Origin of the sequence: uncultured Dokdonia sp., assembly GCF_947492535.1 — a bacterium.
GTDB lineage: Bacteria > Bacteroidota > Bacteroidia > Flavobacteriales > Flavobacteriaceae > Dokdonia.
In genome coordinates, this window is sequence record NZ_CANLNH010000001.1 from 61,046 (window position 1) to 81,372 (window position 20,327).

The following is a 20,327-nucleotide window of genomic DNA, read 5'->3' on the forward strand; positions in this document are numbered from 1 at the left end:
AACTAATTATATAGGATTATGGCGCATTACGAAGCACCTATAAGAAGACCACTAGTTACCGGCGATAAAACATATCACGATGTAACTTTAGATGTTGTAGCTCCTGTAGAAGGGCGTGCTAATAAGTCTTGGTGGATAGTATTTACTATTGCTTTAGCTGCATTTCTGTGGGGAATAGGCTGTATTATTTATACCATATCAAATGGTATCGGTAGTTGGGGTCTTAACAAAACTGTAGGATGGGCTTGGGATATTACCAACTTTGTATGGTGGGTAGGTATTGGTCACGCAGGGACACTGATTTCTGCAGTACTTTTACTCTTCCGTCAAAAATGGCGTATGGCGATTAACCGTTCGGCAGAGGCAATGACTATTTTCTCTGTAGTTCAAGCAGGATTATTCCCAATCATTCACATGGGGCGTCCTTGGTTAGCATACTGGGTATTACCTATTCCAAATCAATTTGGTTCTTTATGGGTAAACTTTAACTCACCACTTCTTTGGGATGTATTTGCGATATCAACATATCTATCGGTTTCTTTAGTATTTTGGTGGACAGGATTACTTCCTGATTTTGCAATGATTCGTGATCGTGCAGTAAAGCCTTTCCAAAAGAAGATTTATAGTTTATTATCTTTTGGATGGTCAGGTCGTGCAAAAGATTGGCAACGTTTTGAAGAGGTGTCATTGGTACTTGCAGGTCTTGCAACACCACTTGTACTTTCTGTACACACGATTGTATCATTTGACTTCGCAACTTCGGTAATTCCTGGATGGCATACTACTATTTTCCCTCCTTACTTTGTTGCAGGAGCGGTATTCTCAGGTTTTGCAATGGTAAACACATTACTTATTGTAATGCGTAAAGTATCAAACTTAGAAAATTATATTACGTTACAGCATATCGAATTGATGAACATTGTAATTATGATTACAGGTTCTATTGTTGGAGTGGCTTATATTACTGAGTTATTTATGTCTTGGTATTCTGGTGTAGAATATGAACAATATGCATTCTTAAATCGTGCAACAGGACCTTATGCTTGGTCATATTGGGCGATGATGACATGTAATGTATTCTCTCCACAGTTTATGTGGTTCCCTAAATTAAGAAGAAGTATCATGTTCTCTTTTGTAATTTCAATTGTAGTGAACATAGGAATGTGGTTTGAGCGTTTCGTAATTATCGTTACATCATTACACCGTGATTACCTTCCTTCTTCTTGGACAATGTTCTCGCCTACATTTGTAGATATAGGAATTTTTATAGGTACGATAGGATTCTTCTTTGTATTATTCTTATTGTATGCGCGTACATTCCCAGTAATTGCACAGGCAGAAGTAAAAACAATTATGAAGTCTTCTGGTGAGCGTTATAAGAAATTAAGAGAATCAGGACAATCATTGTTAGGTACAGGTGCAGACCCTCGTACTTCAGGTGGTCCAGTGAAAATAAATCTTGGAGATCACATAACAACTGCAGATGTTCAAAAACTTGATGATGGACAGCCCTTAGTTGAAGCGTCTTCAGGAAGTGTAGAAGATCTTGTTGGTTCACTTGGTGCATTTGATGCAAGTACACAACAGGCAGATGATCTTAAGAAAATTAATGGTATTGGTCCAAAAATGGAAGAGAAGCTTAATGAGCTTGGTATCTTTACATTTGCTCAAGTCGCAAAAATGACTCAGAGAGAGTACGACCTTTTAGATAGTATTACAGGTTCATTCCCAGGTAGAGCAGAACGCGATGATTGGGCAGGACAGGCAACAAAACTTAATAACAACTAGTATGAGTACGGGATCACACGTTATACACGCACTTTATACAGATGACGACGTTTTAATGAACGCCGTTAAGGAAGCAAAGAAGAAGCACTTACATATCAATGAAGTGTATACTCCGTTTCCTGTGCACGGACTTGATAAAGCAATGGGATTAGCTCCTACAAGATTAGCCATTACTGCATTTATGTATGGATGTGTTGGACTTACAGTAGCTATTACAATGATGAATTTTATTATGATTGAAGACTGGCCTCAGAATATTGGAGGTAAGCCTAGCTTTAGTTATATAGAAAATATGCCTGCATTTGTTCCAATTATGTTTGAACTTACAGTGTTTTTTGCAGCCCATTTAATGGTAATTACGTTCTACATGCGTAGTAGGTTATGGCCGTTTAAAAAAGCAGAAAACCCTGATGTACGTACAACAGATGATCATTTTCTAATGGAAATTGATGCTTCAGGACACGATGCTCAAGAACTTGCTGACTTTTTAGTAGGAACAGGAGCAACAGAAATTAATTTAGTAGCAAACGAAGAATAAGGATACGCAATGAAGAATATATTCAAAATAGCTATCGTACTTATTGCCATTATAAGTTTAGGTTCTTGTAAGGAAGATAATAAGCCTAACTATCAGTATATGCCTAATATGTATGAGTCAGCAGGTTATGAAACCTATGGTGATTATGAAGTGTTTGAAGACGTAACTGGAGGGTCGTCAGCAATGAAACCAGCTGAAGGATCAATAGCACGTGGGTGGATGCCTTATGAGATAGAAAATACAAATGAAGGGAAAGAGTTTGCGAAAGCAAATCTTAAAAATAAACTTCCTTTTACTGAAGAGACTGAAGCAAAAGGACAAGAGCTTTACGATATTTATTGTGGTATTTGCCATGGTAAAAAAGGAGATGGTAATGGGAAGCTTGTAGAACGTGAAAAAATATTAGGTGTGCCAGCTTATAATGATGCTGGTAGGGCTATTACTGAAGGAAGTGTATATCATGTTATGTATTATGGTATTAACTCTATGGGGTCTTATGCTTCTCAAATGACAGAAGAAGAGATGTGGATGGTAGATCACTATGTAATGTCTCTAAAAGATAAATTAGATAAGAAAGAGCCTCGTGCTTATGATGTGGTAGAAGTTATTGAAGAAATTCATACAGAAGAAACACATGCAGATGAAGGAGGACATGAGACTGAAGAACACCCTACTACCGAAGAAGATCACGGTACTGAGCACTAAATACACTAACTGAAAAAGCGATAATTAAAAGGATATGGATTATAAATTATCTAAAAACTTACGACTCACAGCCTTCATTTTCATGGCTGTTGGTGCGATATTGTTTGCAGTAGATTATGCTAACTTACCTAGTACTACGGCAGAAGTGGCAGCTATGGAAGCAGCGCATGGCGGAGGACACGGAGGTGGTCACGAAGCAGAAGCAACACATGACAATGGTCATGGAGAAACTGCTGCTCATGGTGAAAAGTCTTCTCATAGTGAGGGAGGTCACGAGATGACTCCAGAAGAACATAATGAGCATGTATTAGGGCAGTATCAAAATAAACCTTGGTCTGCTATCTATATTGCTGCATTCTTCTTTTTTATGATAGCATTAGCGTGTCTTGCTTTTTATGCAATACAATATGCTTCACAAGCAGGATGGTCACCATTGGTGCTTCGAGTAATGGAAGGAATTACAGCGTATTTACTACCTGGTAGTATTATTATGTTTGTATTATTATGTTTATCAAGTTCTCATGTAAATCATATGTTTCATTGGATGGCAGAGGGTATTACCGATCCAGAAAATGCTCATTATGATAAATTAATAGATGGTAAATCAGGATACTTAAATGTTCCTTTTTTCTTAGGAAGAGCAGCATTCTTCATTTTAGGATGGAACCTTTATAGATTTTTTGCTCTGAAATTTAGCAAAAACCAAGACGAAGCAACTGATAATAGATGGCATAAAAAGTCTTTCAAAGCTGCAGCGATGTTTCTTGTATTCTTTATTTATACAGAATCAATCATGTCTTGGGACTGGATTATGTCATTAGATCCACACTGGTTTAGTACATTATTTGGATGGTACGTATTTGCAGGAATGATGGTATGTGCAATTACAACAATTGCATTGGTAACAATGGTACTGAAATCTCAAGGATATTTAAAACAAGTGAATGACAGTCATATTCATGATTTAGCAAAATTTATGTTCGCTTTTAGTATTTTCTGGACATACCTTTGGTTCTCTCAGTTTATGCTAATCTGGTATTCAAACATTCCAGAGGAAGTAACATACTTTATTACAAGGATAGAAGATTATAACCTTCCTTTCTTTGCAATGCTTGGTATGAATTTCGTTTTCCCATTATTATTATTAATGAATAGCGACTTCAAACGAGTAAATTGGTTTGTAGTTATGGCGGGTATTGTAATTCTATTAGGACACTATGTAGATTTATTTAATATGGTTATGCCAGCAACTGTAGGAAAATCATGGTCGTTTGGTTTTGTTGAGATAGGATCATTATTATTCTTCCTTGGATTGTTCATTTTTGTAGTATTTAGATCACTTACAAAACGTCCATTAGAGCCTAAGCGTAATCCGCTTATTGAAGAAAGTAAACATTTTCACTATTAGTATATAGATAAAAGAAGTTAGAAAGCAATGACAGGTTTATTAGCACTCATCGTAGTAATTCTATTTGTAGTTACAATTTGGCAAATGTCAAAAATCTTTAAGTTGTCTCAACTTAAAGGGAATAGTGAAAACGGACAAATAGCAAATGATAAGGACAACCGTGTGAACGGTAAGTTGATGATTATGTTCCTTATCTTCATGTATTTTATAACAATATATTGTTTCTGGAATTATAGTAAATTCTATTTGCCAGAGGCATCTTCAGAACATGGTTCTAGTTATGATACATTAATGTTTATATCGCTTGCACTTATTATGGTGGTTCAAGTTATAACACAAGCATTACTCCATTATTTTGCATATAAATACCAAGGTAAAAAGGGTAATAGAGCTTTGTTTTATGCAGATAATGATAAATTAGAATTTATATGGACAATCATTCCAGTAATTGTTCTAGCGGGTCTTATAATCTATGGATTATTTACGTGGTCTGATATTATGAACTTCGAAGAAGAAGAAGATGCTATTGTAATAGAGTTATATGCAAAGCGATTTGCATGGGAAGCTCGTTATGCTGGAGAAGATAATATTTTAGGAAACGCAAATGTGCGTTTTATAGAAGGAGCAAATACTGTAGGTGTAGATTTAAGTGATCAAGATGCAATGGATGATGTGATTACTTCAGAATTACACTTACCTGTAGGACGTCAAGTAATCTTTAAATTAAGATCTCAAGATGTATTACATTCAGCATATATGCCACATTTCCGTGCGCAAATGAATGTTGTTCCTGGTATGATTACACAATTCTCTTTTACACCTTCAAAAACCACTGCAGAAATTCGTGAGACACAGTACATGAAAGATAAGATGCAGGTGATTAAAGAAATCAGAAAAGAGAAAAACAAAAAGTCTATTGCAGCAGGTAATGGTGAAATAGATGAATATGATGAATTTGATTATTACTTGCTATGTAATAAAATTTGTGGTGCATCACACTACAACATGCAAATGAAAATTGTTGTTGAAACACAAGAAGAATATGACGCTTGGATGAAACAACAAGAAACATTTGGAAAGAAAATAGCAGGAAATTAAAAAGAAAAATTAATTAAAGAAGTATACAGATTATGTCAGCACACGCAGCAGGGTTAGATCACGCACATGACGATCATGGACATCATCATCATAAAGAAACGTTTGTAACAAAGTATATCTTTAGTACAGACCATAAAATGATCTCAAAGCAGTATTTAATTACTGGTTTGATCATGGGTATTATAGGTATTGCAATGTCATTGCTTTTCCGTTTACAATTAGCTTGGCCAGATCATCAATTTACTATTTATGAAGTATTATTAGGTGATTGGGGTAAAGATGGGGTAATGGATCCTAATGTATATCTTGCACTTATCACGATACATGGTACTATTATGGTATTCTTTGTATTGACAGCAGGTCTTAGTGGTACATTTAGTAACCTCTTAATTCCATTACAGATTGGAGCTAGAGATATGGCATCAGGTTTCTTAAATATGGTGTCTTACTGGTTATTTTTCCTTTCATCAGTTATTATGGTACTCTCTCTCTTTGTAGAGTCTGGACCAGCTGCAGCAGGATGGACGATCTATCCTCCATTAAGTGCACTTCCTAATAGTATTTCTGCTTCAGGAATGGGTATGACACTATGGTTAGTATCTATGGCAATATTTATCGCATCTTCTCTTTTAGGATCGCTTAATTATATTGTTACAGTATTAAATTTACGTACAAAAGGAATGACAATGACACGTCTTCCTCTTACAATATGGGCATTCTTTGTAACTGCAATTATTGGAGTAGTATCATTCCCGGTATTATTATCTGCAGCATTAATGCTTATTATGGATAGAAGTTTTGGTACGTCTTTCTTCCTGTCAGATATTTACATAGGAGGAGAAGTATTACATAACTCTGGAGGTTCTCCTGTATTATTTGAACATTTATTCTGGTTCTTAGGTCACCCTGAAGTATACATTGTATTATTACCAGCATTAGGAATAACATCAGAGATTATCGCAACAAACTCTCGTAAACCAATTTTTGGATATCGAGCTATGGTTGCATCCATTCTCGCGATTGCATTCTTATCTACAATCGTATGGGGTCACCATATGTTTATCTCAGGAATGAATCCATTTTTAGGATCTGTGTTTACATTTACAACACTATTAATTGCAATTCCTTCTGCCGTTAAAGCATTCAACTATATAACCACACTTTGGAAAGGAAATCTACAGTTCAATCCTGCAATGTTATTCTCGATTGGATTAGTATCTACCTTTATCTCTGGAGGTTTAACAGGAATTATTCTTGGAGATAGTACACTTGATATTAATGTACACGATACATACTTCGTAGTAGCTCACTTCCACTTAGTAATGGGTATATCTGCGCTATATGGGTTATTTGCAGGAGTGTATCATTGGTTCCCTAAAATGTTTGAAGGGAAAATGATGAATAAAAATTTAGGATATGTTCATTTCTGGGTAACTGTAATTGGAGCTTATGGAATTTTCTTCCCAATGCACTTTATTGGTATGGCAGGTCTTCCAAGACGTTACTATACAAATACAGCATTCCCTTATTTTGATGATCTTTCGGATGTGAATATTGCGATTACTATTTTTGCTTTCATTACAGGAGCAGCACAATTAGTATTCTTATACAACTTTATTCACTCTATGTTCTATGGAAAGAAAGGACCTAAAAACCCTTGGAAATCTAATACATTAGAATGGACAGCTGAAGTAAAGCATATTCACGGAAACTGGGATGGACCTATTCCAGAAGTACACAGATGGGCATATGATTATAGTAAACTGAACAAGGATGAATCTGATTATGTGATTCCTGGTCAAGATTTTGCGCCACAACATATTCCATTACAAGATAATGAAGAAGAAATGCATCACTAAGATGTGATATAGATATTTTAAAAACCCATTCTAATCAGAATGGGTTTTTTGTTTTGACCTATTTTTTAGAAACTTCTAATACCTACATTGGTTTTAATCGTTATAAGTTTGTGAGATACTTTTTACGCTTTCGCGAAAGCGTACTAAGACAATCCTTATATTTGTGTAACACGATTATTCAATCATACTATGAATGAACATTTAGATCCGACAAGTAATCAATACTCTCATGAAGAGATGGATGTAGAACGCGCTTTGCGTCCACTGTCCTTTGAAGATTTTACAGGTCAAGATCAAGTGTTAGAGAATCTTAAGGTTTTTGTGCAAGCTGCAAATTTAAGAGGAGAAGCTTTAGATCATACACTATTTCACGGACCTCCAGGGTTAGGAAAAACAACCTTAGCCAATATTCTTGCAAATGAACTAGATGTAAATATAAAAATCACATCAGGCCCTGTATTAGATAAACCAGGAGACCTTGCAGGTTTATTGACAAACCTTGAAGAACGCGATGTGCTATTTATAGATGAGATTCATCGTTTAAGTCCTATAGTTGAAGAGTATTTATACTCAGCGATGGAAGACTATCGTATTGATATTATGATTGAGACAGGACCCAATGCACGCACAGTGCAGATTGATTTGAGTCCGTTTACGTTAGTAGGCGCAACGACACGATCAGGATTGCTTACAGCACCTATGAGAGCTCGTTTTGGAATCTCTTCTCGATTACAATATTATAGTACAGAGTTACTCACTTCTATCGTGCAACGTAGTTCCCATATTTTAGGAGTGCCTATTTCTATGGAAGCTGCTATAGAAATAGCAGGAAGGAGTAGAGGAACGCCTCGTATTGCAAACTCATTACTGCGTCGTGTGCGTGATTTTGCACAAATAAAAGGTGATGGCACTATAGATATAGGAATTGCTAGGTTTAGTTTGAAGGCATTAAATGTAGATGCACACGGATTAGATGAAATGGATAATAAGATACTGGCTACTATTATCGATAAGTTTAAAGGAGGGCCTGTAGGAATCACCACATTAGCAACGGCTGTTTCAGAAAGTGCAGAAACCATAGAAGAAGTATATGAGCCTTTCTTAATACAACAAGGTTTCATCATGCGTACTCCTAGGGGAAGAGAAGTGACAGAAGAAGCCTATCGCCATTTAGGCAGAACCAAAGGGCCTGTACAAGGAGGTTTATTTTAATGGAAATGCTCAGAGTAGCAGATGTGTTACAAACAAACCACAAGAAGTGTAATCATATAACAATCGTATTTTGAAAGAAAAAAAAATTCCCACAGTTTCTTTTTTTAGTTTTCTTAAAAATGCAAATAAGATTGTTAAGAACCCATTACCTTTTCATCATAAGAACTTTGAAAAAAATGGAGATACATTTCGCTTAAAATTAGGAATGGGTAACTCGGTGATATTCTCCAGAAACCCCGAATTCGCAATGTATACATTGCAGAAAAACCAACGTAACTATACAAAATCCAAAATTCAGACGAAAGACCTTTCTAAGTATGTGGGGAAAGGATTGCTTACTTCAGAAGGAGAACTTTGGAAAAAACAACGCCGACTCATACAACCGGCATTTCATAAAAAACAACTAGAACAGTTGCTGGATACTGTTTTGGAAGCTATCCAGATTGAAATGCGCCATATTCAGCCTAATACAGCTATAGATATCTTTCCGATATTAAATGATCTTGCGTTTCAAACCGTAGCAAAGGCTCTGTTTAGAACTCAGATAGACCCTATGATTATTAAAAGGCTACAGTACATTACAGAAGCTGCACAACAGATGCTTGTTAAGGAATTACGACAGCCTTTTAAAACATTGTATTTTAAATATGGTGGACCCATCAAAAAACACATAGACCTCACAATAGAAGCTCGGGAAATTCTACAGAAACTCGTGAGTGAACGTAGAGAAAGTGGAGAGCGACAAAATGACCTTCTTGATATGCTGCTAGATGCTCGTTATGAAGATGGTACAGGTATGGACGAATCCCAATTAATAGATGAGATATTAATTCTATTTGTTGCAGGTCATGAGACGACATCAAATGCACTTACATTTACATTACAACTCCTTGCGCAGTATCCTGAAATTCAAGAAAAGGTATATGCTGAATGCAATGGGAGTGAGAAGGATTCCGCTTTCGCGAAAGCGGATACAACATCATTACTAGCATATATTAAACACTGTGAGTACACCAAACAAGTTATAGAAGAGTCTATGCGATTATATCCGCCAGCATATTTTGTGGATCGTGTGAATTATGAAACAGATGAATTTGATGAGATTAGGATAGCAAAAGAATCTAGCTTGTTGTTTTCTATTAAGGAAATCCACATGCATAAAGAGTATTGGGAAGACCCTGAATCTTTTAATCCTGATCGCTTTGCAGATAATGCAGGAATGAAACACAAAGCCTATTTTCCATTTGGAGCAGGTCCACGTATGTGTATAGGGAATAATTTTGCAATGTATGAGATGGTACTTGCGATTGCTGAAGTTGTAAAAAAGTATAAAATAAAGAAGAAAGAGACTCCGATAGAGATCAAACCTTTAATTACATTAAAACCGCAAAATGCGATTTTAGAGTTTATACCTCGTTGATGAAGTGATTGAAAATCGAGCAAAACATACTGCGCTCATTAAAGCTGAAGCAAAACGCTTAGGCTTTATGTCTTGTGGTATTTCTAAGGCTGGATTTTTGGAAGAAGAAGCTCCTAGATTAGAGCAGTGGCTTACTAATAATATGCATGGAGAGATGCGTTATATGGAAAACTACTTTGACAAAAGACTAGACCCTACTAAACTGGTAGAAGGTTCTAAGAGTGTGATTTCCTTATTACTTAATTATTACCCAAGTGAAATTCAAAAAGAAGATTCTTATAAGATTTCAAAATATGCATATGGCACCGATTACCATTTTGTAATCAAAGACAAACTCAAAGAGTTACTATATTATATTCAGTCGGAAATAGGTGAAGTAGGTGGTCGTGCTTTTGTAGATAGTGCTCCAGTACTTGACAAAGTATGGGCAGTAAAAAGTGGATTAGGTTGGATGGGAAAGCATACAAATGTGCTTTCTAAAAAAACAGGTTCGTTTTATTTTATTGCAGAGTTGATTATTGATCTTGACCTAGAATATGATACGCCTGTTACAGACCATTGCGGGAGTTGTACTGCATGTATTGATGCATGTCCTACACAAGCAATTGTGGAACCTTATAAAGTAGATGGGAGTAAATGTATTAGTTATTTTACGATAGAGTTAAAAGAAGCGATACCTGAATCAGTAAAAGGGTCTTTTGATGATTGGATGTTTGGATGTGATGTGTGTCAAGATGTATGCCCATGGAATCGATTTAGCAAATCACACAGCGAACCTTTGTTTGATCCAAATCCAAAACTACTAGAATATTCAAAGAAAGATTGGGAAGAGATCACGCAGGAAGTGTTTGCTGAAGTCTTTAAGAAATCAGCGGTAAAAAGGACAAAGTATACAGGATTACTACGTAACATTCAGTTTTTAAAAGAATAACCTCTCTTTCTATTGCATTTTCAAGTAATTTTTACGAAATCGTTTTCGTTGAGTATTTGTTATAAAACCTATATAGTTTCAGAAAAAATCCAGATATTACTACTACAAAAATGCATTTATGATATGTAAATAGCATTTTTTTCTTTCTTAAAAATGAGCAGTATGTTTAAAAATATTAAAAAGCCTAATCTTTCTTTTTGGCAAATATGGAATATGAATGTTGGATTCTTCGGAATTCAATTTAGTTTTGGTTTACAACAAACAGCTGTTAATCCTATTTTTTCATTTCTAGGAGCCGATCATGCGGAATTGCCTTTGCTTAACTTGGCAGGACCAGTAACAGGACTTTTAATCCAACCTATTATTGGAGCGATAAGTGATAAAACATGGATTCCAAAATGGGGAGGAAGAAGAAAACCTTTTTTCTTGATTGGAGCCATATTAGGAAGTCTATGTTTACTAGCGTTTCCTTTTAGTCCAGGATTGTGGTTTGCAGTTGGTCTATTATGGGTATTAGATGCTGCAAATAATACTGCTATGGAGCCTTATAGAGCTTTTGTTGGTGATAAACTGAATGATGATCAGCTTACATTTGGATATCAAATGCAAAGTTTGTTTGTAGGAGCGGGTATAACAATTGCTAACTTTTCACTCTTTCTATTTCAAGATTGGTTTAGTGTGCCTGCTGAAGAAACTGCTAGTTTATGCAGTACGGCAACAGAAACAGTATCTGCAATACCTACTTGGGTATATTACTCCTTTTTCTTAGGTGCTTTTGCGTCAGTAGCAACGATAGCTTGGTCAGTTTGGAAAACGCCAGAAATTCCTCCAAGTGAAGAAGAACTAGAAAAGTTACAACAAGAAAAAAATGAAAAATCATTTTTCCAAAGAGCAATAGAACCGATAGTTGAAATTTTTGGAGCTATAGGTCACATGCCTAAAATGATGTGGAAATTAGCTGCTGTTTACTTTTTTCAATGGTATGCTTTATTTGTGTATTGGCAATTTATTACACCTATGATACGCTCAAGCTTATATGGTCAGACACCTGAAGATAGCGAGAGATACGAAGGTATTATGACTGCTTGTAAAGCAGGAGAGACAATAAGTACAACGGATACCTCATTTGCACAAGGTTTTCAACAAATATCGGAACAAGCATTAGCGCAAACAGGTTTAATGAATGGATCATATAACCTAGTGACCATGTTAGTAGCATTAGCATTGGTGCCTTTTGCTAAGAAATATGGTTCTCGTAATGTATATGTAGTAAGCCTTGTATTTGCAGGGATTGCAATGCTAAGCATGCCTTTTATAAAAGATGAATACATGTTGTTACTACCAATGGTTTTATTTGGTATTGGGTGGGCAGCCATGATGGGAATTCCATATGCCATGGTATCTAAAGTAATTCCGGAAGATAAAAGAGGAGTCTATATGGGTATTGTAAATATGATGATTGTAATCCCTATGCTTATACAAACTGTTACATTTGGTCCAATTATCAAGAATTTATTAAATAATAATGCTGTAAATGCTATTTTGTTTGGAGGTGTATTCTTTATCATCGCGGCATTATTAGCCCTACGATTAAAACGATCTGTATCAGCATCAGTAACAGATATATAAATCCTTAAGTTATGAAACATTTTGGCGTAAAACTGTCACTTTATCTTAATTACTTTGTGTTTGCTATTCTTCTGAATAGTGTAGGGATTGTGATTTTAAAATCTCTTAATAATTATGGAGTAGCGGAAGATACAGCAAGTATTTTAGAAGCATTTAAAGATTTGCCTATTGCGATTGTATCTTTTTTAGTAGCTTCCTTTTTACCGCGATTAGGATATAAGAAAGCAATGCTTATTGCTCTTGCATTGGTTACAATAGGTTGTATTGCTATGTATTTCGGAAATAGTTTTGATACAGCAAAACTTCTCTTTGCAACAGTAGGTGCTTCTTTTGCTTTGATTAAAGTATCTGTATATTCTGTCATAGGATTAGTCACTTATAGTACAAAAGAACATAATTCTTTAATGAGTTCAATAGAGGGGGTCTTTATGTTTGGTATTGCTCTAGCGTACTATCTATTTCCTGCTTTTAATACAGAAGGGCAGCCAGATGCCTGGTTAAATGTATATTGGTTGTTAGCAGCTATGACTGTAATTTCTTTTGTAATACTGCTTTTTACAAAGTTTGAAAATCCACCACAACCAGAAGGAAGCAACGTTAAAGAAGATTTTGTCGAAATGTTTAAGTTATTAAGTAAGGTGCTGATTATTATTTTTGTTATTAGTGCTTTTCTGTTTGTAATGATTGAACAAGGGATCATGACTTGGTTGCCTACTTTTAATGAGAGAGTACTAGGACTTACAGAGAATACGGCAATAATGATGGCTAGCATTCTAGCTATATCCTTAGGTATAGGTAGGTTGTTAGCAGGAGCTCTTACTAGAAAAATAAGTTGGATATACGTATTGTCTGGATGTACTATTATTGCGATGGCATTAGTGCTCTTTGTGTTGCCTGAACTTTTAAACCTTGAAGTTAGTGGAGTAGAAAATATAAGTGATATTCCTCTTTTAGGGTTTGCATTTCCAATTATAGGGCTATTTATTGCTCCTATATATCCATTGTTAAATTCTGTAGTATTATCTGCACTACCTAAAACATTACATAGTCCTATGACAGGTTTGATTGTTATTTTTTCTGCATTAGGAGGAACAATAGGGAGTCGTATTATTGGGTATTTGTTTAAAGAAGTCGGTGCGCAAAAAGCATTTTATTTTACACTTATACCAATGACTGTTTTATTAATATGTTATTTCATCTTAAAAAAATTAACAGAAAACAATGCAGTTCAAGGGTAACATAGAAGAAACACTTCAGCGGTTACTATCTCAAGAAGATACCGATGGAGATAAAAAAATCACAATAGAAGATAAAGGGCCTAAGGCTTTTACAATAGACCTTCTTTCTGAGAATGGTTTCGCGAAAGCGTATGTCATAAAAGGCACTTATCACTTATCAAACTTTCTTCAAGAATTAGCTCTAGAAAAAACACTTGGGAAAACCGAAGCTACAATTCCATTATCTAAAATAGAAGAAACACCTTCCGCTCGCGTATCAAGAATGATCAAAGATTACTTTTGGGATGATCTTACGCGTACATTAGATGCTGACGGCTTGCGTAAAAGTCTAGGAGATGATAAAGCTATAGATACGACACAGCGACTATATGTTCCCGTAACAGATACAGAAGGCGTTGCTTATTATCAAAATATACAACAACAATTTCCGAATCTAGAAGTTGTGATACTCCCTGAAGATATTACACCAACATATGTCAAATCAATTAATGACAAACCAGGTGTTTTAGCATTGGCATTGCAAGAGGGAAAAGGAGTGCCGTTTGTAGTACCCGGAGGTCGATTCAATGAAATGTACGGATGGGATAGTTATTTTGAGGGTGTTGGATTAATCATAGATGGCCGAATCGATCTTGCTAAAGCGATGATAGATAACTTCTGCTATCAGATTACGCATTATGGGAAAATATTAAATGCAAATCGTTCCTATTATCTTACTAGAACGCAACCGCCTTTTTTGAGTTCGTTTATTTATAAAGTATATGAAGCAGATCCTTCTATTGGAAAAGAATGGTTAGCAAGTGTTTTAAAGGTGGCAATTCAAGAGTATGAAACTGTTTGGATGCAAGCACCACGTCTTACAGAAAATGGATTGAATCGTTATTATGCACAAGGTATTGGGATTCCTCCAGAAACCGAAGAGGGACATTTTGATGATGTGTTATCCGCTTTCAAGGAGCAATGTGACGCAGAAGTTTATGCTGAGCAAAGTCGAAGTGCGAAAGGTGCGAGTCGCACTGACAAAGAGGGAAAACCGCTTTCCGTAAAAGAATTTGCAACGTTGTACCAATCAGGAGAATTGCAAGAACCTAAACTAGACACTTATTTTACGCATGACCGAAGCCTACGAGAAAGTGGACATGACACCTCTTGGCGATTGGACGATGTATGTGCCGACTTGAATACAGTAGATTTAAATAGTTTGTTATATAAATATGAATTGGACTTTGGTTATATAATCGACACCTATTTTGATGGAGAGTTTGAAGGATATAATGGTTCGCATTGGTTTATAGAAGCTGAAGAAAGAGCAGAGCGTATGAATACTTTGATGTGGAATGAAGAAGCAGGTCAGTATTTTGATTATAACTTTGAAACGGGAAAACAAACAAACTTTGAAAGTGCCTCAAATTATTTTCCATTTTGGGCAGGACTTGTAGATCAAGAAAGAGTGTCTAAAATGGTTAAAAGTTTGATGCGAGATCTCAAAGAAAAAGGAGGAATCGCTGGCACATCAAAAGCCATGCATGCACAAGTGCCAGAAGGAGCAGTGCAACGCCAATGGGATTATCCTAACGGATGGGCACCACATCAAATGATGATATGGGGAGGGCTCAAAATTCAAAAATTTGAAGACGAACTACAAGAGCTTATCTATAGATGGTTATGGATGATTACTCGAAATGCTGTCGATTATAACGGAACCATTCCTGAAAAATATGATGTAGTTGCTTGTACACATAAAGTATATGCAGAGTACGGTAATGTAGGAACTGAGTTTGATTATATTACTACCAGTGGTTTTGGGTGGATGAATGCCTCTTATCAATATGGACTATCACTATTAAATACTGATCTAAGAAATAAACTAGATCAATTAGTAGATCCAGATACCTTGTTTTCGTAGTTTTAATCAACAATCAACAATCAACAATCAACAATCAACAATCCATTGACTCCATACCAACACGCAATACAACTCCTTAAAAAAGTAGCAACGCCTCAGGGCTTTTTAGCTAGTGCAAATGATATTGCAAATTATAAAAGAGTATGGGCGCGTGATGGAGTGATTTGCGGATTAGCTGGAATCCTAGATGGTGACAAAACATTGGTTGCTGCGATGAAAAATACCTTGCGTACATTAGCAGATCACCAACATGAAAATGGAATGATTCCTTCCAATGTATATTTTGAAGGAGAAAAATCGTCTGTAAGTTATGGCGGATTAGCAGGCCGTGTAGACACGGTTGCTTGGTTTATTATTGGGGTTTGTCAATACACATATAAAACAGGAGATACCGCTTTTTTTAAGCAATTACAACCACATATTCATAAAGGATTTCAGATTCAACAAAGTTGGGAGTACAACGCAGGAGATTTAATGTACGTACCTCGCAGTGGTAATTGGGCTGATGAATACCCTACACAAGGATTTATATTATATGATCAATTGTTACGACTTTGGGCATTACGATCATATTTACACTTTGATGACGATGTGACTTTGAGAAAAAAAGAAAAAGCGATTACAGAAAAAATAGTTGCTAACTATAAAAAAAGTACTTCTAAAGAAAATCGATATCACCCCAATGCATATAAGGAACTAAAAGAAACGCCTTATTGGGTAGCTTCCCTAGAGCCTGCAGGATATCAAACCCAATTTGATGCCTTTGCAACCAGTTTAGCACTTCTATTAAATATAGGAGAATCCCAAGATCATAAAGAATTGATAAACTATACGGAAACCCTTCGTCTTTCATTAGATTTGCAGTTGGTTCCTGCGTTTTGGCCAGTGATACAAGAAGGAGATGATGATTGGAAATGGCTGACCAATAATTGCAAATATGAATTCCGTAATTATCCATACGAATTTCATAATGGCGGGACTTGGCAAATGGTAAATGGTTTTTACGGTATGGGGTTAGCAATTCATAAAGAAGAAGAAAAAGCCCGACAGGTACACGCTCAAATTGAAAAATTAAATCAAGTAGAAGATTGGCGCTTTTATGAAAATTTCAATTCTAAAACAGGAGCCCCTAATGGAGTGCCATTTTGTACGTGGAGTGCTGCAGGAAGTGTGTTGCTTGAGCAAACATTAACTAATAATAAATTACTAGTCTAATACGTGAATCATATAGATAACATAGATATTTTTTGTGTAGGAGAAACACTTATTGATTTTATAGGACATCAAGAAGAAGCTCGTATAGAAGAAACAAAAGATTATCATCGGTATTTAGGAGGATCTCCTACAAACGTAGCGATGAATATGGCTCGATTGGGAGTGAATGTATGTCTGGCAAGTACCATAGGAGAAGATGGTTTTGGAACCTATATTTTAGATAAGTTGAATGACAATAGAGTTCCTGTAACGTATGTACGTAAAGATGCCATACAGCCTACCTCTGTTATATTTGTTTCAAAAACAACAGGTACTCCTGATTTTATCCCTTTTAGGAAGGCAGATGTCATGATTACCGAAAATCAGATTCCCACAGAGGCACTAGAGAAAACACGTATTTTTCATACGACTGCTTTCGCCCTAAGTAAGAATCCGTCTCGTAATACCATTTTAGCAAAAGCAAAAGAAGCACATGACTTAGGCGTTACCTTAAGTATAGATATCAATTATTCTCCCATTATATGGCCAGATCGATTAAAGGCCATGGAGACGCTAAAAACCTATTGTCAATATGATCCATTGGTGAAAATTAGTGAAGATGATATGGAACGTCTTTTTGAAGAGCGCCTTTCACATGAAGAAATCTTTACATTCTTTCACGATCATCTTAATGTGAGTGTAGTATGTTTGACATTAGGGAGTCGTGGTGTTACGCTTTCGCGAAAGCATAATACGCCCATAACCCTTCCTGCCGAAAAAGTAGAAAACATCATGGATGCCACTGGAGCAGGAGATGCGTTTTGGAGTGGTTTCCTATTTGCTTATTTAAAAGAATTTCCTGTAGAGCGATGTTTAAAAATTGCCTTAGCATTAGCCGCTATTAAATTACAGAATGTAGGCAGATTACCACAGAACATGGATGTCTTATCCGAATTATTGAGAATTACATAAAGAGATTCATGTTTGTAAGTAATCCATGCATGAGCCATTAGAATACCTTATTTTTGCAAGTCAATGACCAACTATGAAAAAGTACAATAATAAACGTCGAGAAGCACTCGTTTACCACGCAAAACCAACACCAGGTAAAATAGCAGTGGTTCCTACAAAAAAATATGCCACTCAAAGAGATCTTGCGTTAGCATATTCTCCAGGAGTAGCAGAGCCTTGTCTAGAGATCGAAAAAAATGTAGAAAATGTCTATAAGTATACAGCAAAAGGAAATTTAGTTGCTGTTATATCCAATGGAACTGCTGTTTTAGGATTAGGTGATATTGGTCCTGAAGCATCAAAACCTGTAATGGAAGGGAAAGGATTGCTTTTTAAGATTTTTGCAGGAATAGATGTATTTGATATAGAAGTAGGAACAAAAGATGTAGATGCTTTTATAGAAACAGTAAAAAATATAGCGCCTACATTTGGTGGAATTAATTTAGAAGACATAGCAGCCCCAGAAGCCTTTGAAATAGAACGCAGGCTCAAGGAAGAGCTTGATATTCCTGTGATGCATGATGATCAACATGGGACGGCAATTATTTCTGCAGCCGCATTATTAAATGCCTTAGAAATTGCTGGTAAAAATATAGAAGATGTTCGTATTGTTATAAGTGGGGCGGGAGCTGCCGCAGTTTCTTGTACGCGTTTATACAAAGCTTTTGGTGCTAGTAGCGAAAATATAGTAATGCTGGATAGTAAGGGTGTTATTAGAAAAGATAGAGAAGTGTTAAGCAAAGAAAAAGATGAATTTGCTACCCATAGAAAAATAGATACACTTGATGAAGCTATGGAAAATGCAGATGTATTTGTAGGGCTTTCTATTGCAGATATCGTATCCCCTGAGATGATACGTTCTATGGCAGAAAATCCAATTGTCTTTGCCATGGCAAATCCAGATCCTGAAATTGCCTATGATTTAGCGTGTCGTACACGTGAAGATATTATTATGGCTACAGGACGTTCAGACCATCCTAACCAAGTAAATAATGTACTTGGGTTTCCATTTATCTTTAGAGGAGCACTTGATGTGCGAGCTACAGGAATTAATGAAGAAATGAAAATGGCAGCGGTAAAGGCTTTAGCTAATCTAGCTAAAGAACCTGTTCCTGAACAAGTAAATATTGCCTATGGAGAAACGCGCTTTACATTTGGAAAAGATTATATCATCCCTAAACCTTTTGATCCAAGATTGATCACTACAGTACCCCCAGCAGTTGCAAAAGCAGCGATGGAAAGTGGTGTAGCACAAGAGCCTATAAAAGATTGGGATGCCTATGAAGATGCATTGTTAGAACGACTAGGGGAAGATAATAAGATTGTACGATTATTATTGGATAGAGCACGTCGCGACCCTAAACGTATTGTTTTTGCTGAGTCAGATCAATTAGATGTCCTAAAAGCAGCACAAATTGTACATGATGAAGGGATTGCAATTCCAGTATTGTTAGGAAATAGAGAAGTCATTCTTGAGTTAAAAGCAGAAATAGATTTTGATGCAGATGTAGAGATTATAGATCCAAAATCTAAAGAACAAATACCACAAGTCAATGCCTATGCAGAGTTGTATTGGAAAGCTCGTAAACGCAAAGGGATTACACTTTTTGAAGCCAAAAAATTACTAAGACAACGTGATTATTTTGCAGCTATGATGGTAAATGAAGGCGATGCAGACTGTATGCTTTCTGGTCATAGTAGAAGCTATCCTTCTGTTGTAAAGCCTTTATTGGAAGTGATTGGGCCTGCAAAAGGAGTGCAAAAAGTAGCCGCTTGTAACTTAATGATTACATCTCGTGGTCCTTTGTTCTTAGCAGATACGTCTATTAATATAGATCCTACGGCAAAAGAATTGGCATACATTGCCCAAATGACAGCGACTACAGTAAAAATGTTTGGTTTAGAGCCTGTTGTAGCAATGACAAGCTATGCTAATTTTGGCTCGTCAACTAATGAAAAAGCAACAAAGGTTGGTGAAGCCGTAGCTTATTTACATAGGCACTATCCAGATCTTATTGTAGATGGAGAAGTACAAGCAGACTTTGCATTGAATAAAGATATGTTACAGAGTAAGTTTCCATTTTCGAAACTCGCAGGAAAGAAAGTAAATACATTAGTATTCTCAAATATTGATAGCGCAAATATTACCTATAAGATGGTAAAAGAGCTTGAAAAGGCTGACAATATCGGTCCAATTATGTTAGGAATGCGTAAGCCGGTACACGTGTTGCAATTGGGAGCTAGTGTAGATGAAATGGTAAATATGGCAGCTATTGCAGTGATAGATGCCCAAAAGAAAGAAAAGCACGGTATGTAGTATATTGTTTTTAAGTACGCTTTCGCGAAAGCGTACTTATTAAGAATCTATCCGTAATGATGACTCTTGGTAA

The 20,327-nt window shown here is 36.0% G+C and carries 15 protein-coding genes; all 15 read left to right on the plus strand.

Annotation, left to right across the window (positions count from 1 at the left end; all coding sequences use genetic code 11):
* The first annotated feature begins 15 nt into the window (after positions 1-15).
* The 15 genes from nrfD (at position 16) to Q1A60_RS00310 (ending at position 20,254) form a co-directional block, all read left to right on the plus strand.
* Entirely contained in the window at positions 16-1,788 is a 1,773-nt protein-coding gene (gene nrfD / locus Q1A60_RS00240) for an NrfD/PsrC family molybdoenzyme membrane anchor subunit (protein WP_299763760.1), read from the plus strand.
* 1 nt (position 1,789) lies between these two features.
* Positions 1,790-2,326, plus strand: coding sequence for a DUF3341 domain-containing protein (locus Q1A60_RS00245; RefSeq protein ID WP_299762741.1), 537 nt, complete (start codon positions 1,790-1,792; stop codon positions 2,324-2,326).
* Positions 2,327-2,335: 9 nt separating this feature from the next.
* A complete protein-coding gene (locus Q1A60_RS00250; protein WP_299762744.1) occupies positions 2,336-3,031 on the plus strand; it encodes a cytochrome c in 696 nt (231 codons plus the stop codon).
* Positions 3,032-3,065: 34 nt separating this feature from the next.
* A complete protein-coding gene (locus tag Q1A60_RS00255; RefSeq protein ID WP_299762747.1) occupies positions 3,066-4,439 on the plus strand; it encodes a quinol:cytochrome C oxidoreductase in 1,374 nt (457 codons plus the stop codon).
* A 27-nt stretch (positions 4,440-4,466) separates the two neighbouring features.
* Entirely contained in the window at positions 4,467-5,537 is a 1,071-nt protein-coding gene (locus Q1A60_RS00260; RefSeq protein ID WP_299762750.1) for a cytochrome c oxidase subunit II, read from the plus strand.
* A gap of 32 nt (positions 5,538-5,569) precedes the next feature.
* Positions 5,570-7,396: a cbb3-type cytochrome c oxidase subunit I gene (locus tag Q1A60_RS00265; protein WP_299762753.1), complete on the plus strand. Its 1,827-nt coding sequence runs from the start codon at positions 5,570-5,572 to the stop codon at positions 7,394-7,396.
* Positions 7,397-7,585: 189 nt separating this feature from the next.
* Positions 7,586-8,608, plus strand: a complete 1,023-nt coding sequence (gene ruvB / locus Q1A60_RS00270; RefSeq protein ID WP_299762756.1) for a Holliday junction branch migration DNA helicase RuvB — start codon at positions 7,586-7,588, stop codon at positions 8,606-8,608.
* A gap of 70 nt (positions 8,609-8,678) precedes the next feature.
* On the plus strand, positions 8,679-10,028 hold the full coding sequence (locus Q1A60_RS00275; RefSeq protein WP_299762759.1) for a cytochrome P450: 1,350 nt from the start codon (positions 8,679-8,681) through the stop codon (positions 10,026-10,028).
* Positions 10,029-10,035: 7 nt separating this feature from the next.
* Positions 10,036-10,959 carry a tRNA epoxyqueuosine(34) reductase QueG gene (gene queG / locus Q1A60_RS00280; protein ID WP_299763762.1) on the plus strand — a complete coding sequence of 308 codons (924 nt, stop codon included), beginning with the start codon at positions 10,036-10,038 and terminating at the stop codon, positions 10,957-10,959.
* A gap of 162 nt (positions 10,960-11,121) precedes the next feature.
* Positions 11,122-12,588, plus strand: coding sequence for an MFS transporter (locus Q1A60_RS00285; RefSeq protein WP_299762762.1), 1,467 nt, complete (start codon positions 11,122-11,124; stop codon positions 12,586-12,588).
* An 11-nt stretch (positions 12,589-12,599) separates the two neighbouring features.
* The gene (locus tag Q1A60_RS00290; protein WP_299762766.1) at positions 12,600-13,826 is read left to right on the plus strand and encodes an MFS transporter; all 1,227 of its coding nucleotides are present in this window, start codon (positions 12,600-12,602) and stop codon (positions 13,824-13,826) included.
* Entirely contained in the window at positions 13,810-15,732 is a 1,923-nt protein-coding gene (locus tag Q1A60_RS00295) for an alpha,alpha-trehalase (RefSeq protein WP_299762769.1), read from the plus strand. The genes Q1A60_RS00290 and Q1A60_RS00295 overlap by 17 nt, the downstream gene beginning before the upstream one ends.
* A 45-nt stretch (positions 15,733-15,777) precedes the next feature.
* Positions 15,778-16,947 carry a glycoside hydrolase 100 family protein gene (locus Q1A60_RS00300; protein ID WP_299762773.1) on the plus strand — a complete coding sequence of 390 codons (1,170 nt, stop codon included), beginning with the start codon at positions 15,778-15,780 and terminating at the stop codon, positions 16,945-16,947.
* A gap of 3 nt (positions 16,948-16,950) precedes the next feature.
* Positions 16,951-17,898 carry a carbohydrate kinase gene (locus tag Q1A60_RS00305; protein WP_363322558.1) on the plus strand — a complete coding sequence of 316 codons (948 nt, stop codon included), beginning with the start codon at positions 16,951-16,953 and terminating at the stop codon, positions 17,896-17,898.
* 73 nt (positions 17,899-17,971) lie between these two features.
* Positions 17,972-20,254, plus strand: coding sequence for an NADP-dependent malic enzyme (locus Q1A60_RS00310; protein ID WP_299762776.1), 2,283 nt, complete (start codon positions 17,972-17,974; stop codon positions 20,252-20,254).
* Positions 20,255-20,327: the final 73 nt, after the last annotated feature.